Origin of the sequence: Acinetobacter vivianii (genome assembly GCF_014635885.1) — a bacterium.
GTDB lineage: Bacteria > Pseudomonadota > Gammaproteobacteria > Pseudomonadales > Moraxellaceae > Acinetobacter > Acinetobacter vivianii.
This window is the reverse complement of record NZ_BMDR01000001.1, coordinates 340,505-363,764: the sequence shown is the minus strand read 5'-3', so window position 1 is coordinate 363,764 and position 23,260 is coordinate 340,505. Positions and strand designations below refer to the sequence as shown.

Annotated in this window: 24 protein-coding genes; 10 read left to right on the top strand and 14 right to left on the bottom strand. The window is 39.1% G+C overall.

Going from position 1 to position 23,260, the window contains the following annotated elements:
* Nucleotides 1–28: 28 nt before the first annotated feature.
* Genes IEV36_RS01825 through IEV36_RS01810 form a run of 4 tightly spaced genes read right to left on the bottom strand, consistent with a single transcriptional unit; the run spans nt 29 to nt 2,800 of the window.
* Complete coding sequence (locus IEV36_RS01825; protein WP_004772130.1) at nt 29–1,216, bottom strand: vWA domain-containing protein; 1,188 nt, start codon at nt 1,214–1,216, stop codon at nt 29–31.
* A gap of 12 nt (nt 1,217–1,228) precedes the next feature.
* Entirely contained in the window at nt 1,229–2,080 is an 852-nt protein-coding gene (locus tag IEV36_RS01820) for an AAA family ATPase (RefSeq protein ID WP_004772128.1), read from the bottom strand.
* A gap of 35 nt (nt 2,081–2,115) precedes the next feature.
* Complete coding sequence (locus IEV36_RS01815) at nt 2,116–2,502, bottom strand: hypothetical protein (RefSeq protein WP_004772126.1); 387 nt, start codon at nt 2,500–2,502, stop codon at nt 2,116–2,118.
* On the bottom strand, nt 2,495–2,800 hold the full coding sequence (locus tag IEV36_RS01810; RefSeq protein ID WP_005257572.1) for a YcgL domain-containing protein: 306 nt from the start codon (nt 2,798–2,800) through the stop codon (nt 2,495–2,497). Before IEV36_RS01810 ends, IEV36_RS01815 begins: the two co-directional genes overlap by 8 nt.
* Before the next feature lie 170 nt (nt 2,801–2,970).
* Between IEV36_RS01810 and IEV36_RS01805 the strand changes: the two genes are divergently transcribed.
* A complete protein-coding gene (locus IEV36_RS01805) occupies nt 2,971–3,705 on the top strand; it encodes a class I SAM-dependent methyltransferase (protein ID WP_005257566.1) in 735 nt (244 codons plus the stop codon).
* A 23-nt stretch (nt 3,706–3,728) separates the two neighbouring features.
* Here the strand turns inward: IEV36_RS01805 and IEV36_RS01800 are convergent, their stop codons facing one another.
* The 4 genes from IEV36_RS01800 to IEV36_RS01785 all read right to left on the bottom strand — a co-directional run bounded on the left by IEV36_RS01800 (nt 3,729) and on the right by IEV36_RS01785 (nt 7,364).
* On the bottom strand, nt 3,729–4,871 hold the full coding sequence (locus tag IEV36_RS01800) for a ribonuclease D (protein WP_005257564.1): 1,143 nt from the start codon (nt 4,869–4,871) through the stop codon (nt 3,729–3,731).
* A 295-nt stretch (nt 4,872–5,166) separates the two neighbouring features.
* Nucleotides 5,167–5,763 carry a recombination mediator RecR gene (gene recR / locus IEV36_RS01795; RefSeq protein ID WP_005257562.1) on the bottom strand — a complete coding sequence of 199 codons (597 nt, stop codon included), beginning with the start codon at nt 5,761–5,763 and terminating at the stop codon, nt 5,167–5,169.
* Between the two features lie 71 nt (nt 5,764–5,834).
* Nucleotides 5,835–6,164 (bottom strand): YbaB/EbfC family nucleoid-associated protein, encoded by a 330-nt coding sequence (locus tag IEV36_RS01790; RefSeq protein WP_004772118.1) that lies wholly within the window; start codon nt 6,162–6,164, stop codon nt 5,835–5,837.
* Nucleotides 6,165–6,176: 12 nt separating this feature from the next.
* Nucleotides 6,177–7,364 (bottom strand): O-succinylhomoserine sulfhydrylase, encoded by a 1,188-nt coding sequence (locus tag IEV36_RS01785; RefSeq protein WP_004772116.1) that lies wholly within the window; start codon nt 7,362–7,364, stop codon nt 6,177–6,179.
* A gap of 135 nt (nt 7,365–7,499) precedes the next feature.
* Here IEV36_RS01785 and IEV36_RS01780 point away from each other — a divergent pair, with 135 nt between their 5' ends.
* From IEV36_RS01780 to IEV36_RS01740, 9 genes are all read left to right on the top strand, one after another.
* On the top strand, nt 7,500–8,585 hold the full coding sequence (locus IEV36_RS01780) for an alpha/beta fold hydrolase (RefSeq protein ID WP_005257560.1): 1,086 nt from the start codon (nt 7,500–7,502) through the stop codon (nt 8,583–8,585).
* A 3-nt stretch (nt 8,586–8,588) separates the two neighbouring features.
* The gene (locus IEV36_RS01775; protein ID WP_005257557.1) at nt 8,589–9,461 is read left to right on the top strand and encodes an NAD(P)-dependent oxidoreductase; all 873 of its coding nucleotides are present in this window, start codon (nt 8,589–8,591) and stop codon (nt 9,459–9,461) included.
* Nucleotides 9,462–9,603: 142 nt separating this feature from the next.
* Nucleotides 9,604–10,236, top strand: coding sequence for an SOS response-associated peptidase (locus IEV36_RS01770; RefSeq protein WP_005257556.1), 633 nt, complete (start codon nt 9,604–9,606; stop codon nt 10,234–10,236).
* A 79-nt stretch (nt 10,237–10,315) separates the two neighbouring features.
* Nucleotides 10,316–11,464: a hypothetical protein gene (locus IEV36_RS01765; protein ID WP_005257554.1), complete on the top strand. Its 1,149-nt coding sequence runs from the start codon at nt 10,316–10,318 to the stop codon at nt 11,462–11,464.
* 147 nt (nt 11,465–11,611) lie between these two features.
* Nucleotides 11,612–12,103, top strand: coding sequence for a LexA family protein (locus IEV36_RS01760; RefSeq protein ID WP_005257553.1), 492 nt, complete (start codon nt 11,612–11,614; stop codon nt 12,101–12,103).
* On the top strand, nt 12,100–13,398 hold the full coding sequence (locus IEV36_RS01755; RefSeq protein ID WP_005257552.1) for a Y-family DNA polymerase: 1,299 nt from the start codon (nt 12,100–12,102) through the stop codon (nt 13,396–13,398). Before IEV36_RS01760 ends, IEV36_RS01755 begins: the two co-directional genes overlap by 4 nt.
* Before the next feature lie 46 nt (nt 13,399–13,444).
* Nucleotides 13,445–14,593, top strand: coding sequence for a hypothetical protein (locus IEV36_RS01750; protein WP_005257551.1), 1,149 nt, complete (start codon nt 13,445–13,447; stop codon nt 14,591–14,593).
* Between the two features lie 44 nt (nt 14,594–14,637).
* On the top strand, nt 14,638–15,441 hold the full coding sequence (locus IEV36_RS01745; RefSeq protein WP_005257550.1) for an HNH endonuclease: 804 nt from the start codon (nt 14,638–14,640) through the stop codon (nt 15,439–15,441).
* An 82-nt stretch (nt 15,442–15,523) separates the two neighbouring features.
* Complete coding sequence (locus IEV36_RS01740; protein ID WP_005257541.1) at nt 15,524–16,321, top strand: hypothetical protein; 798 nt, start codon at nt 15,524–15,526, stop codon at nt 16,319–16,321.
* A 145-nt stretch (nt 16,322–16,466) separates the two neighbouring features.
* On the opposite strand, the gene IEV36_RS01735 is transcribed toward IEV36_RS01740, so the two are convergent.
* The 6 genes from IEV36_RS01735 to IEV36_RS01710 all read right to left on the bottom strand — a co-directional run bounded on the left by IEV36_RS01735 (nt 16,467) and on the right by IEV36_RS01710 (nt 23,237).
* Nucleotides 16,467–17,021 (bottom strand): lysozyme, encoded by a 555-nt coding sequence (locus tag IEV36_RS01735; protein WP_005257539.1) that lies wholly within the window; start codon nt 17,019–17,021, stop codon nt 16,467–16,469.
* 59 nt (nt 17,022–17,080) lie between these two features.
* Nucleotides 17,081–17,302 carry a hypothetical protein gene (locus IEV36_RS01730; protein ID WP_005257538.1) on the bottom strand — a complete coding sequence of 74 codons (222 nt, stop codon included), beginning with the start codon at nt 17,300–17,302 and terminating at the stop codon, nt 17,081–17,083.
* Entirely contained in the window at nt 17,292–17,573 is a 282-nt protein-coding gene (locus IEV36_RS01725) for a holin (protein ID WP_005257537.1), read from the bottom strand. The genes IEV36_RS01730 and IEV36_RS01725 overlap by 11 nt, the downstream gene beginning before the upstream one ends.
* Before the next feature lie 68 nt (nt 17,574–17,641).
* On the bottom strand, nt 17,642–20,131 hold the full coding sequence (locus tag IEV36_RS01720; RefSeq protein ID WP_005257535.1) for a phage tail protein: 2,490 nt from the start codon (nt 20,129–20,131) through the stop codon (nt 17,642–17,644).
* Complete coding sequence (locus IEV36_RS01715) at nt 20,128–20,550, bottom strand: NlpC/P60 family protein (protein ID WP_005257534.1); 423 nt, start codon at nt 20,548–20,550, stop codon at nt 20,128–20,130. Before IEV36_RS01715 ends, IEV36_RS01720 begins: the two co-directional genes overlap by 4 nt.
* Nucleotides 20,551–20,558: 8 nt before the next feature.
* Nucleotides 20,559–23,237 carry a pyocin knob domain-containing protein gene (locus IEV36_RS01710; protein WP_005257531.1) on the bottom strand — a complete coding sequence of 893 codons (2,679 nt, stop codon included), beginning with the start codon at nt 23,235–23,237 and terminating at the stop codon, nt 20,559–20,561.
* Between the last annotated feature and the right edge of the window lie 23 nt (nt 23,238–23,260).

The window sequence follows — 23,260 nt, the reverse complement described above, 5'->3', positions numbered from 1 at the left end:
TTATAAAGTTGTTGTCTTCATATAAATATTAACGCGATAAATAGCGCGTCATGTCTTCGATACCTTTTAGCGTCATCGGAAACATATGATTTTCAAAAATATCTTTAATCCAGTTAATGGTCTGGGTGTAATGCCAATAACCTTCCATTTCAGGATTCAGCCAAGCGGTTTTATCAAAATGCTGACGTAAACGTCTCAGCCACACTTCACCCGCCTCATCATTCATATACTCCACCGATCCACCGACTGACTTTAACTCATACGGTGCCATACTGGCATCACCCACCACGATGACGCGATAATCACGTCCATAGGTATGGAACAGATCCCACGTATTCATACGAGTTGCGCTACGGCGATGGTTGTCTTTCCAGACATAATCATACAGGCAATTATGGAAATAGAAGTATTCGAGGGTTTTAAACTCTGATTTGGCCGCACTGAATAGCTTTTCGCATTCGGCAATATAGGCATCCATCGAACCGCCAACATCAAACAGCATCAACACTTTAATGCGGTTACGACGCTCAGGTACCAGTTGTACATCCAAAATACCCTGTTTGGCTGTTTCACGGATGGTGCCATCCACATCCAGCTCTTCAGCAGCTCCTTGACGGGCAAACTTACGTAAACGGCGTAAAGCGATTTGCATTTGGCGGGTTCCCAGAACCTGATCATCATCCAGATTCTGGTATTTACGCTGTTCCCAGACTTTCACCGCAGAACGTTTACGCCCTGGGCCACCAATACGAACACCTTCAGGATGATCACCAAACGCACCAAAAGGCGAAGTACCCCCTGTGCCAACCATACGATTGCCACCCTGATGTTTCTTATGCTGTTCACGTAAACGTTCTTCCAGCATTTTCATCAGTTCTTCGAGCGAACCCGCTTTTTGCAATTCCGCACGTTGTTCAGGTGTTAAATGCTTTTCCAACAGTTCAAGATCAAACCAGTCTTTGGGTAATTTGTGAACCTGTTTCAGCAACTCGTCTAAATCAAAGGTTTCAATGCCATCAAAGTAATCTTTCATGGCACGATCAAACTTATCAAAGAAGCGTTCATCTTTAACTAAAACTGTTTTAGCCAATTGATAGAACTCTTCCTGATCTGCAAACACAAGACCTGAAGCTACTGCCTGATTAAGATCAATGAGCTCACGTGTTGTTACAGGTACGCCATATTTGCGTAAGGTGTAAAACAGTCGCACAAACATTGCTAAGTACTCTTAACGGCGTGACATAAAGGCTAAACGTTCAAGCAATTGCACATCTTGTTCATTTTTAATCAAGGCACCGTATAACGGTGGAATCGCTTTAGATTTATCGTGGTTACGCAATACATCTTCAGGCATATCATCTGCCATCAACAAGCTTAACCAGTCAATCAGTTCAGAGGTTGATGGTGGCTTCTTCAAATTCGGGATTTCACGTAATTTAAAGAACACCTGCAACGCTTCACTGACCAAAGTATTGGAGATACTTGGAAAATGAACTGCGATGATGTCGCGCATGGTTGCTTCATCAGGGAACTCGATATAATGAAAGAAGCAACGGCGCAAAAAGGCATCTGGTAGTTCTTTTTCATTATTCGAGGTAATAATCACGATTGGGCGTTGTGTCGCAGTAATGGTCTCGCCTGTTTCATAAACATAGAACGACATTTTGTCGAGCTCATGCAACAAGTCATTTGGGAACTCAATGTCTGCTTTGTCAATTTCATCAATCAACAGGACACAACGCTCCTCACTGGTAAATGCTTCCCACAATTTACCGGGCTTAATATAGTTTTTAATGTCGTAGACACGATCATCACCTAACTGGCTATCACGCAAACGTGAAACCGCATCATATTCATACAAACCTTGCTGGGCTTTGGTGGTCGATTTGATATGCCATGTAATCAGCTTTAAACCCAGACTTGCAGCCACTTGTTCTGCAAGCAAAGTTTTACCTGTACCCGGCTCACCTTTGACCAGCAATGGTTTTTGTAGAGCACGTGCAGCTTTCACTGCAAGTTTTAAGCTATCGGTCGCGATATATTGATCTGTACCAGCGAAGTGTTGTGTATCAGCAGACATTTAAAAACCTTATTTTTCTATATTTAACTTAGTATCTAAACTGAACGTGCAGTTTTATTTGCAGTGTATTTTGACCAACAGAAGCCAATCAGTAGCCCTGTACCAATGACAAATAAAATCAATGATAGATTTGACCAGATCAAGACATGTTCTTTGGTGAGGACACCAAAAAGCAAGCCAAAGATTGCAGGTGCAAGGGCTGAATTTGGACCTTCTGAAATGGTTGGCGTTGCAAGAACTGCAAAAGCCACGATCCACAGGATTCCACCAATTGGATTTGGCAGGCGTGACATCAAACGATACCAGCACCACAATGCAATTAGCGTCCCCGTAACATAAACAATGATCGCTACATTTTCTTCAGGAAACTGATCCAGTACCGAAAGAATGTTTGACCAAATTGCTGTTAAAGTTTCAAGCACCGCGTAAGCCCTCTGGTTCTACCGCATTTGGATTGATCAACCCTTCTGGCGGCATTTGAATGAAGAAGCCTTTGGTATTTAATGAGTCTATAACATGTAAAACGTTTGCACGTGCAAGTTTTCGCTCATTATGAAGTTCTAAATGCATCACAAACGTGGCTTTGCCAAACGCATGTAAAACGCTTTCTGGAACACCTTCAAATGGGTTCTCTTGTTCCTTGTCATCAGGATAATTTGGACGAGCAATATACATATACATTTCATCTTTCTTGCTCGATCTATAAATATCGCAGTGCATGTTTACTCACATCTATTAACAATCAAAGACAGCATACATGAAAATAAAAATGGATACATTAAGGATTGTTAACGCCAGAGTCGTCTTTTCAATCCCTTGTACGCCAAGCAACTTCTAGTCATAAAATCAACGTGCCATAATTACAGCCTAAAGCTGGTGTGAAATGTAATATGCAACAAAACAAATATGATGACCCGCACTTCTTCAACGAATATTCAAAAATGCCCCGCTCGCGCGATGGACTCAGTGCGGCTGGAGAATGGTCTGCATTTAAAGCGCACCTTCCAGAACTCAAGAACAAGAGGATTCTGGATTTAGGCTGTGGTTACGGCTGGCATTGTCAATATACCTCGGAGCAAGGTGCATCCACAGTAGTCGGAATTGATCTCTCCGCCAAAATGCTCGAACAGGCACAACATTTGTGTGCAGCAGAAAATATTCGCTATCAACAAAGTGCTATTGAAACATTTGATGCCGAAGCCGCTTCATTTGACCTGATCATAAGTTCGTTGGCTTTGCACTATATACAAGATCTTGATGCTGTATTTGCGAAAGCGGCACACTTACTGGCACCACAAGGTGAGCTGTATTATTCCGTCGAGCATCCTGTATTTACTGCCCGTGCCCAACAAGACTGGATTTATGATCATGAACAACAGCCCCTCTACTGGCCTGTTGACCATTATTTTGAAGAAGGTCAAAGAGAAACACAGTTTCTAGGTGCTCATGTGGTGAAATATCACCGCACCCTTGAAACTCATGTCATGGCCTTACTCAAAGCAGGTTTCGAAATCACTGCCCTGATCGAACCATCACCAACCGCTGAAATGATTGAAAAGATGGGCTGGCAGGATGAATTAAGACGCCCCATGATGCTGATCATCAAGGCCAAAAAAAAGAGCTAATCACTTAGCTCTTTCTTAAAATACTAACGGGCAATTTTCATTTGTGTTGCCAGATAATCAATATCTTCCCGCAATAATGCAATCAATGGTTGAGTCAGAATATCATAACGCCAGCCCATTAAATAATTCGGCAAGCTCTGCTCATCCAGATGGAAAACCACATGCTCATAGATGGCATTCATCCATTTCTTGCGCAGCAACACTTCTTTCGGAATTCCAGTCTGAAGCACTACATTAGCAATTAAAGCATCTATCTTCGGTGCAACTTCTTTTGAATTATTCTTGATTGGCCGTGCCATACGTAAAGGCCATTCATTTTCAGGCGGCAAAAATTTCAGCAAGTCCAGAATGGTTTTACCATGCTCACGAACTACATTCGGACGTATATCTTTAATCTTGGCGAGCTGGAATGTATTACGCGGATTCTTTTCGACCAGGTCAATCATGGTGCCATTTCGGAGAATAAAGCTACGCGGCTGATTCAATGCCTTGGTAATCTGTTCTCGCCAGATACTCAACTGCTGGAGCTGCATCAACTCACGGCGCGAATGACGGTAATTACCAATATCCGTATAGAGTTCTGCCAATGGTGTTTCCATTGCAATCTCTTTGGTGAGATTCTGGCAATCTTCCAGTACGTATTGATAAAGCCCCTTCACTTTCAGATCATTTTTTAATGTATCCGCCAGCTTGGTGAGATACAAAACATCATTTGCCGCATAACTCATTTGCTCTTGCGACAATGGTCTTGCCAACCAGTCAGAACGGGTCTGATCTTTTTCAATATCAATATTGAGACAGGTTTTTAATGCATTTTGATAACTGACTTGTAAGCCATGTCCAAGAAATGCCATGGCAATCTGGGTATCAAACACATTATTTAACGGTTTTTGATCTGCATAATGGTAGATCAGATCAATATCTTCACCGCAGGCATGAAAAATATTCTGTTGTGCCGCAAAAATCTTTGGCCAAAAACTTGTCAGGTCCAAAGCAGCGCCGTCGAGTAACAGAATCTGGCCATTTAAATTGATTTGGCAAACACCAAGTTTCGGATATAAGGTATCGACCTTGATAAATTCGGTATCAAGTGCATAGATAGAACACTGTTCCATCTGGCTTAGGAGAACAGCTAAATCTTGTTGCTGCTGGATAAACTGAAACATGTGTGCTCAAGTAAAATAATATAGAACCATACGCAATAGAACTGTCTAAGATCAGCTATTGCTTAACTAAAAACAAAATACAAAAATAAATCTAATTGGTATTCCACATATAAAACATGAAATTACTCCTCTCTCCATTTCATCAAAAAACGAAAATCCTTTTCGCCAGCTCATAGTGCCACAAATCATCGCAAATAGATCTACGATAATGTTAGACAAAATGTAAAATTTAATTATTTGTTTAAATTAACAGCATGAATTTAAAATAAATATAAGAAAATGCCTAAGGAGGCTGTTATTTCATGCGCATACGGTTATGGACAGCCTGACTTAAAGTATGACTATCGACATATTCCAGCTCACCACCTTGTGGTACACCTTGTGCAATTCGGGTCATATTAATCGGTAAATGTTTGGTCGCTTCAACCAGATAATGTGCGGTTGCTTGCCCTTCTACCGTCGCATTCGTCGCCAGAATCACTTCCTGAATCTGTCCTTCGCTCAAACGCTGAATCAGGTAAGGAATCCCGATTTCCTCTGGGCCAATTCCATCTAAAGGTGACAAATGTCCACCCAAAACGTGATATTTACCACGGAAGCTGCCACTTTGCTCAATCGCCATAACATCTGCTGGTGATTCAACTACACATAACAATTGCTCATCCCGCTCTACAGAGGCACAAATATCACAGATATCATGTTCTGTTAAAGAGTGACAAATACGACATTCATGAATATGGCTGGATGCTTCATGTAAAGCATAAGACAGTGCAAAGGCACCTTCGCGATTTTTCATTAATAAATGTAATGCCATACGCTGTGCTGATTTTGGGCCAACACTCGGCAGAATACGTAATGCTTGAACCAGTTGTTCAAATCGTTCACTAAACACAAATTAACTCGATTATTTGTAGAAAAAAAGATTCCCCAAGCACCCAGATTGAGTACTTGAGGAATACTCAATTAGAATAAGCCAGATAAACCTGGTGGTAAGCCCATACCTGAGTTTGCACCTTGAAGTTTTTCTTCTGAAATTGCTTCCGCCTGACGTGCAGCATCATTCATTGCCGCAGCAATCAAATCTTCAATCATGTCTGCTTCGTCTTGTAACAAGTCAGGGCTAATTTCGATACGCTTAACGACATTACGGCAAGTCATCGTTACTTTAACTAAACCACCACCTGCTTCCGCATGAACTTCAGTATTTGCAAGCTCTTCTTTGGCTTTTTTAAGATTAGTTTCCATATCTTTTTGCATGCGCTGAGCTTGCTGCATGAGCATATTAATGTTCATAAGTTTCTCTCGTTAAATTAAATCTAAACCGCGTGATAAGTCGCGAATAATATCATCAATGTCTTCTAAACCAACAGACACACGAATTAAACCTTCTTCAATTCCTGCAGCTTGTTTAGCTTCTGCCGACATTCTACCATGTGAGGTGGTTGCTGGATGGGTAATTGTTGACTTAACGTCACCCAGATTACTGGTAATCGATAAGAAGCGCGTATTATCGATTACTGTCCATGCGCCTTCACGTTCGCCTTTCACCACAAAGGATACGACACCGCCAAAACCTTTTTGTTGTTTTTTCGCGAGTTCATGTCCAGGATGATCAGGTAAACCTGCGTAATATACTTTTTCCACTTTTTCGTGCTGATGTAACCATTCAGCAAGTTTCTGCGCACTCTCACAATGGGCTTTCATACGAATGCTAAGCGTTTCAAGGCCTTTCAAGAAAATCCATGCATTAAACGGACTCATTGAATTACCTAGGGTACGAATTACACCGTTTACCTCTTCAAGCAAGTCATGCTTACCAACCACCGCACCACCAAGCGCACGGCCCTGACCATCGATATATTTGGTTGCAGAGTAAAGGACTAAATCAGCACCAAACTTAATTGGCTGCTGTAATACTGGCGTACAGAAACAGTTATCAACGGCAAATAAAGCCCCATTGGCATGTGCAATATCGGCAATTGCCTGCATATCACCGACTTGCGCCAATGGATTCGACGGCGTTTCGATGAATAAGATACGGGTATTTGGACGAATCGCCTGTTTCCACCCCTCAAGATCACCAAGATCAACAAAGGTCACTTCAACTGCAAATTTCGCTACATATTTTTCAAATAAGGCAATGATTGAACCAAATACTGCGCGCGAACAAATGACATGGTCGCCAGCTTTTAGATATGCCATACACATCGCATGTACCGCAGCCATGCCTGAACTGGTCGCCACTGCTCGCTCTGCGCCATCCAAAACCGCTAAACGCTTTTCAAATGCCTGCACTGTTGGATTGGTATAACGTGAATAGGTATTACCTGCGATCTGCCCTGAAAATTTTGCAGCGGCATCCGCGGCACTTTCACATACAAATGATGAGGTTAAAAAGATCGGCTCACTATGTTCACCTTCCGAGGTACGATCATGCCCTGTGCGAATTGCCAGTGTTTCTAGTTGGTATTCTAAATCATCGCTTGGATTCATCGTTTTGTATGCCTTATGATCATAATGAGGAAATATGCCAATATTTTGAGCGCCTAAGGTATTTAAGGTCAAGGCGTAAGATGAAATTATCGCTTAGACTTCGTGCAATCTTGACTCATGATGAGACTTTCTAAGATGAAATCGCTTGTGGAACAGCAAAAAATAAATTTTAAACATCTGGCTATGCGTGTATTCGATGCAGACAAACTGGTTTTGTCTCAATCAACGCCGTATCAAGTGATTGCGCAATTCAAACAAACCCGTGTCCGTTTCTATGCTTCAGAGAATAAGCGCTATAAAGAGCCACTGGTTTTTGTTGCACCCCTAGCGATTAATATGGATATCTATGACCTCTATCCTTACCGTTCATTGGTCAAACATTTTCAGGAAAGCGGTTTTGATGTCTATCTGATTGACTGGGGCAAGCTTACTTATAAAAACTATCAGATTAACTTTCTATCTTTTATTGATAAGTTTATTCCAAAATGTATTGAAGCTATTCAACAACATGCACAATCTGAAAAAATTTCACTGCATGGCTGGAGTATGGCAGGCATTTTTGTCACGTTATATACCGCACGCCATCAGCCAAGCGTTGTCAAAAACCTTGTGGTCTTAGGCAGTCCAATCGACAGTTACGCTTCGGGTTACATCGGCAAGCTTTATAAAACCTTGGCTTATCTCACCAACCGTAACCCAACCATTAAAGATTATATCTATAACCGTTTGCCCAAGCTGATGATCCATTCACCGGGCTTCCTCAATTCGTTGGGTTTTAAGCTGCTTGATCCTAAAGGCTGGATTGATGGCAATATTCAATTATTAAAAAATTTGGATAATTTGAAACTGGTACAAGAAGATGCCACCTTAAGCCACTTCTTAAATAATATGATTGATTACCCAGGCGGCGTAAACCAAGACATGTTATTTAACGTCTGGCTGCAAAATCCTTTAAAACACGGTGCGATTCGCCTCAAGAACAAAACCATTGAACTTAAAAATATTAATTGTTCACTTCTTGTCGGTGCGGGTAAAGGCGATCAACTGGTAACTTCCGAGTCTGCATTTCCGCTGACCCAGTTGACAAGCAGTCAGGATGTCACGTTTACTCTTATCCCTGGTGGGCACTTAGGTTTAATGTCCAGTCAAAACAGTTCAATTGAGTTCTGGCCAACTTTAACCACATGGTTAGCCGAACGATCGACGCAAATAAAAAGGTAAAGTATGACTCAATCTGTTGCATTCATCGGTTTAGGCGCTATGGGCTATCGCATGGCGGCACATCTTCCTAAATATTTTGAGAAAGTTCTGGTCTGGAACCGAAATTTTAGCAAAGCAGAACAACATGCAGCAGAATATGGCACCACGGCGGTTGAACTCTCTCAGGCAGTACAAGCCGATATTATTTTCTCATGTTTACCCACCAGCGATGATGTGGAAAAACTGATTGAAGGTGTAGAAATTAAATCAGGTTCAATCTGGATTGACTGTACCAGTGGCGTACCAGATGCTGCCCGCCGCCTCGTCGAAAAGCTGAAAGTACAAAATGTCGATTTTCTGGATGCCCCTGTAAGTGGTCAAACAGTAGGTGCTGAAAATGCAACCTTGACCTTTATGGTGGGTGGCGATGTGGATGCATTTGAACGCGCTTATCCCGCTATGGCTGCATTAGGTAAATTGATTCAGCATGTGGGTGAACCTGGCGCTGGGTTTGCGGTAAAAGCCATTAATAATATGCTGCTTGCAGTAAACTTATGGTCAGTGACCGAGGGTTTTAGTACCTTAAAAGCACATGGCGTGAACTTGGATGCGGCCCTGAACTGTGTGAATGCCTCTAGTGGCAAAAGCTTTGTTACGGAAAATATTTTCCCGCAACGTGTGCTGAGCCGTGAATTTCCAGTGACGTTTGGTCTGCCATTACTTGCAAAGGATACAGGCATTGCACTGGATCTCGTCAAAGATGCCAAATTACCAGCACCTCTACTTGCTCTAACACAGAGCCTGATTCAAACAGCAAATTTAACTGCCGAGCCAAATAGCGACTTCTCCGCAGCAGCAAAACTGTATGAATCATGGAGTAAAATTACGCTGAAATAAAATTCCCATTTAAAAACAATGAATTATATTAATGCTAGATTTTTATGGCGTAAATATGGAGTAATTACCTTTTAAAAATCCAGACTGTTGAGCGATTGCATAGTTTAAGTTTATTGATAAATTTTATCAGGATGAGTTTAGTATGTGCGCAAACTACGAACCAATAGCTCGAAGTCGGGCACAGTTACTGAATCTGCTCGAACCAACTTTCGATTACAAAGCGGATCTATATCCTGGGTATGAGGGCCCTATCCTTATTTCAACTGAACAGGGTATTGAGTGGAGATCGGCTAGATTTGGTTTAGTACCAAACTGGGCCGATGATATTAAGAAAGTACGTAACACATATAATGCTCGATCTGAAACAGTTGCATCTAAGCCCAGCTTCCGACATGCATGGTCTAAAAATCAATTTTGCTTGATTCCTGTAGACACGATTTTTGAGCCAAAGTATATCGATGGTAAGTCGAATTGGTATGGGATCTATCGTCAAGATGACATGCCCTTCACTGTTGCAGGCATTTATGAATATGCAGTTGTAAACGGCGAACCAGTCGTATCGATGAGCATGTTAACGATCAACGCAGACATGCATCCATTCATGAAGCAATTCCATGCGCCTAATGATGAGAAGCGCTCGATTGTCGTGATTCCGAAAGGCCGACGAAAAGACTGGCTTACCTGCAGTCATGATCATGCTAAAGATTTTTTAGTTGCATTACCAGCTGATGAGTACACAGCTGCACCTAAACAAAGTGTAAAAAATGAATTTTAATAAATTTTTATTACTATAGAAAATAAAATCTTCTTAAGCTACGATATAAATCAAACGTTTATATTAAAAAGTTATCTCCGTGACTGACGCAAATAAAATTAAAGAACCAACAAACCCTGTACTTACTGGAACAATCCAAATTATAGCTAACACTTCTTCGGATCTAAATAAAACATCAAAATTGAAATCACAATTAAGTATCGATATCACTAATTTATCTGATATGTATGGTTCAATAATTGATAAGGATTGGGATAAATTTTTACTTTTTTTCGATAAAAATGAAAAAAATGTTTTAATAACTGCATTATCTCCTGAAATTGATCATCATAAAGAAACTCTAACGAGGAACATTAATATATTAAGCAATCTTATTGACCAAATCTCCGCTATCGACAATGAAAATGAAAATGCCTCTGAATATTTAGAAATAATCTCACTTCCATTTGTTAGATATTTACAAAAATATCATCTTAAGAATTACTTTAGTTTCGTAGGTGATATTACTTCTGCCTATGCAAATCTCTACTCAGCCAGTACTTGCCTTTCAACCATTAAGGATAAAACAGAGTTATTTCATGAATCTATTAAAAATGAAATTAGCCAATTAATCGTTGAGGCGAAAAATGAATTAGTAGATTTTAGAAAATTAAAGAGTCAAGTTAAGAACTCTAAAGTGCAATCATTTTATGAACTAGAGGCCAAAAAGTATTTTAGATATGCATTAATTTATCGTGTTTTATTTTTGATTTTTATTGGCTTAGCTGCTTATATCTCTTGGTGGATGGTTGAAGGCATCACTTCTGCATTAACGGACTTAGAAAGCACCTTATCCAGTAGTCGAGTAGCTTTAGACGTTTTTGAGAAAAAGTATACTCCTGCTGTCTCGTTTACATTTTGGTTTTCTAAAATTACTCTGTTAATTGCATTCTTAAGTGTCATAACATACTTCTTAAAACAATCAAATCATTATCAAAAATTGGGGGATCAAGCTAATCAAACTGATCTAGAGCTAAAATCATTACCAAGTTTCATTTCAGGTCTTTCATCCCAAGATGAACTAGAAATTAGGAAAGAACTTGCCTTAAAGTATTTTGGGAAGCAAACAGATGGAAGCACTTCAACTGATATGAGTAATTTGCTTGCTGATCAAATGAAAAGTACGACTGAAATGGTTAAGGCCACGACAGAAGCATTAAAGGCTGTATATCCTCCAAAGATCAACTAATTTATTATTTGCTTCTTTTCCGACCAAATGCACAATTTTAAGCGACAAGTTATGACTTCCCTTTGTTTCAGCTAGAAATTTAAAATTTGTTAACTTTATAGGCCATAGTCTATCATCTTGATTATGTAACATATTCAAGAGGTGTCTATGAGCTCATCATCCCAAATCATCGAAATCAAGAACCATTTAAGGCGTGAGTACTTCTCTGATATAGGGTCTATTTCGCTTATTGAGCCCTCTATTCGAATGCAAATTTCTGTTGCGATCGAGAAAGTATCAGCAGGCTTTCCATCTCCAGCACAAGATTACATTGATAAGAAAATAGATATGAATGAGCACTTGATACAGAACGAATGTGCAACTTTCATTGTAAGGGTAGCCTCACTATCAATGATAAATGCTGGTATAGATATTGATGATGAGCTCATTGTAGACAGAAGTCTTGAAGCTAAGCATAGAGATATCATTGTCGCTTTAGTCGATAATGATTTTACTGTTAAACGCTTGATGATGGATGAAACAGGTATTTGGCTAAAAGCTGAAAATCCAGAATACAGCAATATATATTTAAACGATGGCCAACAACTAGAAATCTGGGGTGTCGTTACTTTTGTATTGAAGAATACAAGAAAGTCATGAAATCGGAAAATAAAGTATTTGCACTCGTAGACGTGAACAATTGCTACGTTAGCTGCGAACGCATGTTTAATCCAAGCTTACGTGATAAGCCAGTCATTGTACTGAGCAATAATGACGGTTGTGCTGTTGCCCGATCAAATGAAGCTAAAGCACTGGGCATAAAAATGGGCGTTCCCCTCTTTCAAATCAAGGATATCGTCCAGAAAAACAATGTCCAAGTTCTCTCGAGTAATTACGCTCTTTACGCTGAAATGTCTCGACGGTTTCACAAGATACTTGGTCAGTTTGTCACTGAAGCTGAACAAGAGATTTATTCTATTGATGAATGCTTTTTAGACCTGACAGCTTATTATAAAAATTATGATTTAACCGACTATGGCCAAGATATGCGTCAACGGATCCTGAAATGGATCGGATTGCCTGTCTGCGTTGGCATAGGTCGATCAAAAACTGAAGCAAAAATAGCGAACCATATTGCTAAGAAGAACCCTAGCTTTGATGGCGTGTGCGATCTGGTGAATATGGATCTGTGTAATAAAGAGGATTATCTTGCGAAGATCGATGTTTCAGAAGTCTGGGGGGTAGGACGTAAAATATCGAAGAAATTACAGTTGATGGGAGTTAACACTGTACTTGATTTAGCAAGCTCAGATCCACGAGAGATGCAAAAACGCTTTTCAATTGTGATGGCCCGAACCGTTGCTGAACTACAGGGAATCTCATGCATTGAAGTAGAACATACACCACCGAGCAAGAAACAAATTGTAGCCAGCCGATCATTCGGATCTCGTGTAACTGAGTTGACGGATTTAAAAGAAGCTATCTCAATGTATGCTCAAGATGCATGCACAAGGTTAAGAAGCGAAGATATGCTTTGCGGCACCATCATTGCTTTTGTGCAATCAAATCCATTTGATCCTAATGTTCCTTTCTACAACAAGTATGTCAGCTATACGTTTCCAGAACCTACTGACTTTGCGCCAGATTTAGCGAAAGCAGCTACATTGATGCTGAACCATATTTACAAAGCAGGGATTAAATATAAAAAGTGCGGCGTGTTGTTAACATGTCTAGAGTCGAAGAGTGGCCACACCTATGATCTGTTAACCGATTTTGATGAGATAGAGAAGAAAGAAAGGTTGATGAAGGCGCTTGAATGTGTTCACCAGAAGTTTGGAAAGAAAAAAATTGGTATTGGCCCCTGCTTTGTGCCAAATAGAAATTGGTCAATGAGCCGTGATAAATTAAGCAGAAACCCATTTAGATGGGATGAATTATTGACCATTAAAGACTAAACAATTAATATCTAAATACAATTTAAACAATGAGTTCAAATTTATCATGTCTCAAGAAAATTCCACAGAGGAAAAATTCCTACTAATCGAAGCTAATATAATAACTCTAATCGAAGACATTAAAAGTGATATAAACCTAAACTCAGATGAAACATTTAAAATAATAAACAGAGGATTTTTGGGGTTAAAAAAACGCATTGAATCTCATAAAAGTTTTTATGGTGAAAACTTAAAATCAATAATACCTATTTATGAAGAAATATTTAATAAATTAAAAAACATCCAGAATAAAAACCTAGATTATGGAGCAACCAGTCCAATACAAGAATCTCATTATTTTGACTTTCACATCCATGAGCAATTAGAGAATATAAATTATGAAGTTAGAGGCAATCTTAGCAACCATGAATTTGAATACTTGTGGGACGAGATATCAACAAACAGAATAAATCTTGAAGATCATTTAAATAAAAAAATCTATATTAATGCTAACCAAAGTGAAAGAGAAAACTTATCAAAAACGATATTAAATTTAAGAAATAGTTTATATAATAATTCCAGCAATGGTATTAACCTCAGAAATGCTAATTACGATACATATTTAAAAATATTTGAATCATACACTGAACTCAATAAACTTAAAGCTCAAGTTAAAGAAATAAATGATAGTCATGAAATGTTGACAAAAATCAAAGAAAACAAAGCCATAGAAAATACTTATGAACTACAAAATGGCTATCAAGATGAAGTAGCTAATTCTGCAAAAGAAATCAAAAAATTAAATAGAATTATTATTATATTATTTTTTGGAATAGCAGCAATAATAACAACAAAAATCTTACTAATTATATATATGCAAGAGTTATTTAAGGATATCTACAACTTCTTAACATATTTATCCTTATTGGTAACTTTATCTGCCCTCATTACATATTTTATTAAGGAAAGAAATAGATTAATTAAACTACATGATTACTTTAATTTAACAGTGTTAGAACTAAAAACATTACCTCAATATATGAGAGAGCTAGATTCAGCACAACGTAAAAATTTAATCATCAACTTATCTTCAAGTTTTTTCAGAGGCTCTAATAAATTTCTACCAACGAATGAACAGGAACAAAGTATAAGTAATACAGATATATCTAATATAGTATCAAATACGATTAAATTCCTTAACGAACAAAAGAAATAGTTATCACATAAATTTTATATTACTAATCAAATATGGAAATTAATATGAGCAAATCTAGACCACCAATTCCTGAAAGCATCAAAAGGCAAGTTAGACAAAATTCATTTTTTGGATGTGTTATTTGCGGAATGCCTTTTTATGAGTATGAACACATAGAGGAGTATTCAGTTGTTCAAGAACATACCGTTGATAATATTATTTTACTTTGCCCTAATCATCACTCCTCAAAAACAACACATAAGTTATCAAAGGAACGCTTGATACATGGGCAAAAAAAACCTTATAACTCCCAGAAACCAAATACAACTCCATATAAAATAGAACCATCAAAAAAGATTGATGTCAATCTAGGTACTAATTCATGTTTAGGCTGGGATCACGCGAAATACAATGAGCATCATGTTATTTGGATTAATGGCCAGTCATTTTTTACACTACATTCAGATGATGGATGGTTATCAACTTCATTAAGAATAACTGATCAAAATGGAGTTATTTTATTAAATGTAATCCAGGGTGAATTGGTTGTAAGCACGAACATTTTTGACTATACCTATGAAGGTAATAACATTAAGATTCGTGATTACTCTGATAAACGAATAATTCTTGATATAAGAATAGCTGATAACAAAGTAGAGATTCATCAAGCATTATTTTTACATGAAGGTTGTGATGGCTTCATCATTCAACAAGGGATGTTATATACCATATGTGATAAAAATATGCGTGGCATGAGTATGGGCAGTTCCTGCTATTACAATCAAAATGGTGCATGGGGTATTTTAAATAGAAAAAAATACCCTAAAATAACCCCTCCTGGTGGATTTGGTTTTTTTACAAGTAGTTAACTCCCTTTCATTATGAAATAATTTTAAATTCTCGTTTAGCTGGAGCAAAGTTAATACCAGTACTTGGAACTGTAGGTGAATAATGAAGAGTGATAAAAGTACTTTTTACGCAATATTGTTGTGGGGTATTGTTATTTATGCTATTGCATTACTTATATACTGTACATTGAGAAATTACAGTGCTGACAGTAAAGATTTTATTTCAGATTTCGGATCAATTATTGGAGGCGTTGGTACTTTTTTTGCTGCTTTCGTCGCTGCATATTTATTTAACGATTGGAGAACAGAGAAAAGTTATGATCTTCATAAAGAATATCTTCAGGATTTCTCACAGAACCTCTCAAAGATTAATAGTATCATTAGTGAATCAAACTGGTGGTTCATTCATTTTTATCAAAAATACAATGAAACTGACGAAGATGGAAACCTGAAAAAATCTGTAAGTCTTCGTAAAATAATTGTCCATGATTATAGAGAGGTTCAAAAAATTATCAATAATCTTGAGAATTGTAATGAATTTTTTGAACTATATTATCAATATGAAAATTTAATAGATATGTACAATAAATATATATATATATTTTCCCAACTTTGCTTTATTAATGAAGAAGTTGAAACACTATACAATAACTTTTCAAAGAGCGAAGATTCTGATCAATCAGTATTTATAACATATTATATCAATTTTATAAAACTAGAAAAGAATGCCAAAAATGCTATAGAAACAATAATCAATAAACTAGAAACTCGAATTGATACCCAACAAGCAGAACCTGTCTTATATGAAAAGGCCTCTGAAACCTTACAAGATCATTACAAATGTTTAAAAAGTATAATTGCTAATAAACTAGATCTTCCCGTTAAGAAAAAACAATCATAAAAGTAATATAGCCCTCCTCAGAGGGCTTTTACACATATCCCAACATGAATATTATTGTTGATTGTGTGAGCTGTGCAACCTGGTAAAAGAATAAAAATGCAGGCGCAAAATATGATCGATTTCACTGAGCGCCTGCAATGATGTATTACTTTTTTAAGAACAGATCTCGCTCTTCAGCACGGCGTCGCACAAGACCTTTTAGCACTTGGCCACCACCTTTATTCCAAACTGCAAACTGATCTGCTGCACCCTTTAAATCACCTTTATTGAGTCTGGCCAACAAAGTTGATTTTTTAAATGCAGTTTCACCGATGTTATACGTCAACGACACAAGTGCATCAAACTGATTCTGATTTACCACAACACTTAAGCCGCTATTAACGGCTTTCTCAAAGCGCTTAAGGTCATAAGCAAAATAAGCCTTAGCCTGTTCTGCGGTACATTTATCACCTTTCTTAACTTTTGCGCCATCTGGATAAACTGTGGTACCAAATCCGATTGTCCACACGCCTGCTGGGCAAAGATAAGCATCTAATTTTAGATCTTCAAAACTGCTGATTAAATTAATACCTACACTACTTGTTTTCATGCCCTTCCCTTGAAACTCATCAATAAGGCTGTTGAATTTATCAACCTGTGGCTGTGTCAATTTCCCGCCAAGCAGAGCACGGGCCTCTTTAAAAAATGCTTCTCTATCCATCCTGTTTGCCTCTAGATATGAAAAAACCGCCCGAAGGCGGTCATGTTGCTAAAAGTTAATTACTGACTTGGGCCGTCCTTGTCCCGTTTCTTTTCCTGCTCTGAACTACCGAAGTAGAAACCACAGGCCGTTGTCATTGCTCCAGCAATGAAACCTAAGGCTGTATTGATAAGGTTGCTGTTTTCACGTGGCATATCGACAAAGAATAGTGCGATTACCATGACAAACATTAACCCCAATAATGCAAAGGCCAGATACGCCCTGGTCTGTTCACTTGTCATCAATATCTCCTTTCAAGCGTTCTTTCGTCTGCTCATATTGTTTCTTACGCAATTCGTGGATCTCTTGGGCTCGCTTGTCATCACGCCGTTTAAAGTAAAGCGTGGTGAAAAATGAAATCACACCAATCAAAACTGAAAACCATACTGCCCAATCTACACTTGCTGCATACGCTGCCACTGATGCCCCCGCTGATGCATATGATACTTTTGGTGCCGCTGCTGCGATTGTGTTTGTAGCAGCTTCAACCGCGCTTGCTGCTTGTTCTTGCATTTCTAGTCTCCAGAAATGAAAAAGCCTCCAAAATTGGAGGCAGATAAATTTAGATTTACATCTATGTTTTAAGCTTCAGAAGTACTTTGTGTAATCTGATTTGAATAGTTCCATGTTGTTTCTTTCCATACGTCACGTGCTGCGACACGAATGTAATATGGAGTAGTAGCTTGAAGCCCTCCTATAGTTGTTGTTAATGCAGTTCCCGTCCACCGTGGTGCTGTTGTGGCCGGATCAAAATCTGCTGTGGCACTTAACCAAACGGCATAATCTTTAAGATCCGGTACATCACTTGGTACCCAATTTATCGTGATACTGTCAGCATTAGCTGATGTGTAGATATTGGTCATAACAGGTGGCACAGGATTGCTAATGCTGAGCTCAGCAAAGGTACTTAAGTTAGATCCACTTTTACTCGCAACTCTTAAGGTATAAGCACGCTGAATACCATCAACCTTAGCCTCCTCGATCGAATAACTATAATCGGTATTGGTTGTATCTACTTCACGCAACTTCAGACCATTGGACCATACTTGCACTACATAGCTATTTGCACCCGCTGTACGCTGCCACTGAATCTTAAATGTGGTTCCCACAAATGGAGATTGAAGAGATAGCCCAACTACGCCAGATGGACGGCCACCGTTCAGCGTATAGCTATACGCTGTGACCTCATCCAATGTCTGCTCTTTTTGTTCAAGTCCATTGAAACTTGTGAACTTCAAATAGATTAATTTTCCTATCAGATTAGTTGCATAGCTGTACTCAAAAATGGCGCGATCTAACCGGATAAAGCTTTCACCAGCATTATGGCTTTGGGCATCGTTGAAACGTCCCCGTAGCACATCGCTTAATGTATATAGACCAGATCCATTTAAAGTTGCTTCTTGATAGTTAAAATACTCATCACCCACTTTACAGATCGTCTGGTCAGTCTGTGCATCAAGTAAGGTTCCACTAAATAACTGGCTTGCCGTATTTAACTGGATCTGCATTGTTGTGGCATTCGAATTAATTGGGGTGACCAGCTGACCATATCGGGCTGATCCATAAATGGTACCAATCATTTCATAAGTGGCATTATCAAGACTGGCCCATACATTACAGCCGCCCCAGTTAGAACCACCAGAGACCGCCATCCAGACTTCATTTTTCCCATCTGTAAAATCTAGAGGAGGTTCAAAAATTGCCGGTGCATTAACATTACCTGGCTCTTCATTACCACCCTGATAACCGTTTGATGCTTGCAGATCATATTCAATTGCGGATCTGGAACCCTCAGCGACTTCCTCTGCAGTAATTGTTAATACCCCGTCGTCATCTTCCTCAACACGGGTAATACGAACAGGAAAACGATCCAACCCTAATGAGATATCTGTAATTGTCACAATATCCATTGGTTCGAGTAGGCAATACTTCCATCCCAATTGAAATTCATATTCGTTTCGCACATAAAGTAAACGCTGTAAACGAAGTTGAGCCACGTGTCTGGCAATCTTTGGCTCACAAAAAAAGTTTAGTTTTTTGGGTTCTTCAGATCGTAATCCGTACATTTCTATGTTGGCCTGATCCTTGGCTTCCACAGTTTCGGTGTTGTACTGATTGTATCGATTGATGTACTCAATTTGGACATGATTGAAGGCATCTGTATCACGGCTGCGGCGAACTTTGACAGGCTCATCTTCACCTAAGAAATCATCATCTGTTAAATGATAAATCGGTGTTAAATCTGGTGTATAAGTCACGCCATGGCCAGTCAGTGCAGCATCACCAAATGATTTTATTTTCAGTCCATCTGGGCTTGGTACCACGGCACAATTTACAGACTCCACAATCTCATTGATAATTTCATGCGCTTCTCGCTGCTCTGTAAAAGCTGGTGAAATTAAGAGATTCGCTGCTTGGCAGTAAATTCTGAACTCATCCAGATTTGCAATGCTCAAGCTTGGCGCTGCACCATATCGCGGATTCTTAATAAAATCTTCGATCACATCCGCTGGATTTGCATCATCAATCGTTGGGGAGAGTGTGATTGTGCTGATTACTTCAAAATTATGATTAGAAAGGCTGGCGCTGCCACCTAGATCATAGTTTGCTGCAGCAACATATCCCAGATAAGGATAATTTAATGCCTGGTCAGGATGCTTACCTGCAATATACCCCCACATCGGATTATTATTGCCATCAAACAATTCAAAACCGAGCTGATCAATTGGCTCTAACGTAATGCCTTTCTCTTGCTTGGTGACAATCTGGTCCTTATCTACCCAAATTATGCCAATGTCTTTGATCTGGTTTTCACACAACCCCAGCATTAACGAGGCACTATAGGTATAGGTTGTATTCTTGGTTTTGGTTTTACCGCCTTTACCCCCTGATTTTGTGGTGGTTGTATGCGCCGTTGCTTTAAAGTCACCGTACCAGAACATATTGGCGGCCACACGGGTTTTTCCATAGACCAATGGCTGGCAAAGCCCGTAGGCCGATTGTTGAATCCGCATCGAGTTAATACGGGTATCTGACATGCTGATTGTAGTACTACCAAATACTCCACTCATTCTTTCAGCCTCTTCATACGAAAAAAACCCGCACAACGGCGGGCTAAACTTCCTTTTGTGCCATCTTGCAGGATGACACCTAAATGAATATAGGAATGGATGATGGTGGGCCATTCCACAACAATTGCACCATGACTGATACACTTGCCAAAATGATATAAAACTAGATCACCTGGTTGAGGTTCTTCCACTTCATAGCACACACTTAAAACATGCTCTAAATAACGCTGTCCCATCTGATGCATGTGCCAGTCTGGCGGATATGGCCGAGGATCTAAATGATCCATCAGCCCTACCTTTTCAAAAACTTCACAGATTAATGTGCCACAATCTACACCAACGCCTTTAACACGGCCTTGGTGATGGTATGGCGTGCCAAGCCACGTCATGGCCTCTTCCACAGCTTCTAAATTTTTCATTAAGCACCTCATAAGAATCTCAAAACCACTGTTGCATTGGATCCCTCGCCAACCATGAAGGAAAGCTTAGATGTGGTAAGACCTGATAAAATTTCAGTATTTGATGATTTCTCAATCACCTCAAACGGCTTGCCTATTAATTGCTTTGGTAAATCGAGAGTGTAGATTTGACTCATGTCATGCCAGTGCAAATACAAAAAAACTCCGTAGTCGGATTCAATCAGGAACTTAGCTGTGATTTTTGGTTCAAGCTTAAAATAAACTCGATATGCTACACATGAATAATGATCACCAGCATTTAGAGATGTAAGCCCATCCACCAAGTATGGATATACTTTAGCGTCAGTCTTACTAATCTGAATGCCCTTCGATGTTCTCGCGTTGCGTACTGATGGATGAGCATCGAGAATAGGCAGATAGCCTACTGCAAAACCTATCGTGTCATTAAGCATAATTAAGCGATCAGGGACAACAGCACCAACCTCTGTTTTTGCAATATCAAAATCGATTCGATCAGCTATGGTTAGACCATCAACAACAGTAGGCACGCTAAAGTCAAAGTTTTGATCATTATGCTTAAATGCAATGGACCTCGGAACGTAATACTTAATCTGCCCATTCACACCTGGATTCAATCTGGCCGCTTGTGTAAACATTAAATCTTGTGCTGCTATCGACTTATATGTGAAGAAATTAGAAGGGATTAGACATCCTCCATTAGCATCAAATATATAGTTCATTGAAACATTCAGTGCTGATTCAGCGTCGTAAGGAACTTTATATGATCCCTTATTAGCAATTACCCATTCGGTAATTGCATTCTTTTCCATCAAATCATAGCTTTCTAGGATCGAAACTGATTTCTCGTAAGACCAATCTCCAGTTTTATCTATGATTAATTCCCCATCAACCATATGCTGTATAGAGTGATTCTTGAGCATTGGCCGCCATTGATTATCTGTAACCGCAGTCGGGGTAATGTTCGCTGTACTAGTTGCACCACTTACATGCGTTAGAGCTGGTAATGCGCTGCTGTAAGAACGATTCTCAGACCGACACGTCACAGCAAGACTGTTCACACTAATAACCTGAATAATGACCCATTGATATGTCCCATCACTCCACACAGACCCAATGTCTGAATCTGTTTTGCCGTGGCCATTTGCAGTTAAAATAGCTTTTCCATAGCCATGATTTGCACCAATCGTTGCACCCATCATTCGTACTGGCGCTGAATCATCACCGCATACCCGCATATTCTGTCCATCAAAATCATCAGAGACAAAATTAAATACAGAAGAAACTAAGCTACTAATTGGCGTATAAACACTGATATTCAATTTCGCTTTTAGATCAGAAACATAGTTTTGGATATAACCAACGCCTTCAATTAATGAAAGCTTATTTCTAACCGTAGCAACATCCGTTGTCAGGTATTCAGAATCCACCAAGGTAAGTGTTTGCCCGAATGGAATATATTGAGTAGCAACGCTTCCATCCTCAAACTGGATCTTTGACCAGCCTTTAATGCTTGCTGATTCAAGTGCAATTACGGCATAGTTTGCACCTGGTGGCGCTGTAACCGTTATCGGCAAGCTGTTATCATTGATATAAAGTAGAGCTGGATTTGTTGTTATTGAATTTGTAGGAAAGAATGAAATTCCTTGTCTTCCACGCTGGCCATCAAGTGTATATTGCTTACCTGCGATGACTGGCATAAATCCCGATACAGTCCATCCAGTTGCTGGACTCAATCCACCAGTGCCAGTCGATAAAAAATAGTTGCGTAAAATTTTGCTTTCATCGAACAAGTTTACTGATTCAAATACTTTTTCATAATCTTTAGCCAAAGCAGGCAACAAAGAACTATCTTTAATAACCGTCCCTGTTTCAGAATAAGGCGTATAACTGGTTGCCTCTTCACCGAGCTCAACTTGAAGATTGGTCAACTCAACACTACTTTCATGTTTAGTGTTAATCACCATATAGCCCACATTTGCTGGCACAGTAATTGTTACTGGTGAAACAAGCCCAAGAGCCTGATAATTCTGCCCCTGCACATCGGTAGTATTTTTAAAAAAAGCAATTGCCGGCGCAATCGTTGCAGCGTTTGTCCATGAAATCGTATATTTACGACCCGCACCAACTGGAATATGCGCTGAACGTTTTGCATTAGTCACCGCGGCTATAGCGCCTGTAGCAGACAAGCGAGAATTATTTACAACAGTCCCTGTGTTAAACATATTCTTGGATACTTTATAAGAAATAGCAGACATTGCAGCATTCGTAGAAGCTGCGACCTCCTCACTTAAAGCGAGTTTTTTAAATGCTGGAAAATTAAGTGAAGCGTTTGAAGTCCTCACATAAACGTCACTTGAGAAAAATGGTTTAAACTCTTGGGAAACCGAATTACTTTCTGTACTAACTGCAAGATGAAATGATTTATTGACAGGAATACCTGAAATCGTTGCTGCAATTGCATCTGAATTACACACATACAGACCTGGTGCAGTAATTTTGTCGATTGAGTCAAATTCACCACTTAAAATTCTATGTACTTTGAAAGTTGCACTTGAATTCAAAAGATCGATATCTGCTGTATTCTCTAAAAACTGCTGTAATGCAGCCTTAAAACCAGCTTCAGTAACATCTGAACCGATTAAATCATTAATATTTGGTAATGCCATTTACTTAATTCCATAAAAAAACC

Excerpts from the sequence above, each read along its gene's own strand:
- IEV36_RS01825 (WP_004772130.1), bottom strand. The coding sequence starts at position 1,216 with ATGTTTGTGCGACTGTTTTACACCTTACGCAAATATGGCGTACCTGTA.
- IEV36_RS01820 (WP_004772128.1), bottom strand. The coding sequence starts at position 2,080 with ATGTCTGCTGATACACAACACTTCGCTGGTACAGATCAATATATCGCG.
- IEV36_RS01810 (WP_005257572.1), bottom strand. The coding sequence starts at position 2,800 with ATGCACTGCGATATTTATAGATCGAGCAAGAAAGATGAAATGTATATG.
- IEV36_RS01805 (WP_005257566.1), top strand. The coding sequence starts at position 2,971 with ATGCAACAAAACAAATATGATGACCCGCACTTCTTCAACGAATATTCA.
- IEV36_RS01800 (WP_005257564.1), bottom strand. The coding sequence starts at position 4,871 with ATGTTTCAGTTTATCCAGCAGCAACAAGATTTAGCTGTTCTCCTAAGC.
- IEV36_RS01790 (WP_004772118.1), bottom strand. The coding sequence starts at position 6,164 with ATGAACATTAATATGCTCATGCAGCAAGCTCAGCGCATGCAAAAAGAT.
- IEV36_RS01785 (WP_004772116.1), bottom strand. The coding sequence starts at position 7,364 with ATGAATCCAAGCGATGATTTAGAATACCAACTAGAAACACTGGCAATT.
- IEV36_RS01780 (WP_005257560.1), top strand. The coding sequence starts at position 7,500 with ATGAAATCGCTTGTGGAACAGCAAAAAATAAATTTTAAACATCTGGCT.
- IEV36_RS01775 (WP_005257557.1), top strand. The coding sequence starts at position 8,589 with ATGACTCAATCTGTTGCATTCATCGGTTTAGGCGCTATGGGCTATCGC.
- IEV36_RS01770 (WP_005257556.1), top strand. The coding sequence starts at position 9,604 with ATGTGCGCAAACTACGAACCAATAGCTCGAAGTCGGGCACAGTTACTG.
- IEV36_RS01760 (WP_005257553.1), top strand. The coding sequence starts at position 11,612 with ATGAGCTCATCATCCCAAATCATCGAAATCAAGAACCATTTAAGGCGT.
- IEV36_RS01755 (WP_005257552.1), top strand. The coding sequence starts at position 12,100 with ATGAAATCGGAAAATAAAGTATTTGCACTCGTAGACGTGAACAATTGC.
- IEV36_RS01750 (WP_005257551.1), top strand. The coding sequence starts at position 13,445 with ATGTCTCAAGAAAATTCCACAGAGGAAAAATTCCTACTAATCGAAGCT.
- IEV36_RS01745 (WP_005257550.1), top strand. The coding sequence starts at position 14,638 with ATGAGCAAATCTAGACCACCAATTCCTGAAAGCATCAAAAGGCAAGTT.
- IEV36_RS01740 (WP_005257541.1), top strand. The coding sequence starts at position 15,524 with ATGAAGAGTGATAAAAGTACTTTTTACGCAATATTGTTGTGGGGTATT.
- IEV36_RS01735 (WP_005257539.1), bottom strand. The coding sequence starts at position 17,021 with ATGGATAGAGAAGCATTTTTTAAAGAGGCCCGTGCTCTGCTTGGCGGG.
- IEV36_RS01730 (WP_005257538.1), bottom strand. The coding sequence starts at position 17,302 with ATGACAAGTGAACAGACCAGGGCGTATCTGGCCTTTGCATTATTGGGG.
- IEV36_RS01725 (WP_005257537.1), bottom strand. The coding sequence starts at position 17,573 with ATGCAAGAACAAGCAGCAAGCGCGGTTGAAGCTGCTACAAACACAATC.
- IEV36_RS01720 (WP_005257535.1), bottom strand. The coding sequence starts at position 20,131 with ATGAGTGGAGTATTTGGTAGTACTACAATCAGCATGTCAGATACCCGT.
- IEV36_RS01715 (WP_005257534.1), bottom strand. The coding sequence starts at position 20,550 with ATGAAAAATTTAGAAGCTGTGGAAGAGGCCATGACGTGGCTTGGCACG.
- IEV36_RS01710 (WP_005257531.1), bottom strand. The coding sequence starts at position 23,237 with ATGGCATTACCAAATATTAATGATTTAATCGGTTCAGATGTTACTGAA.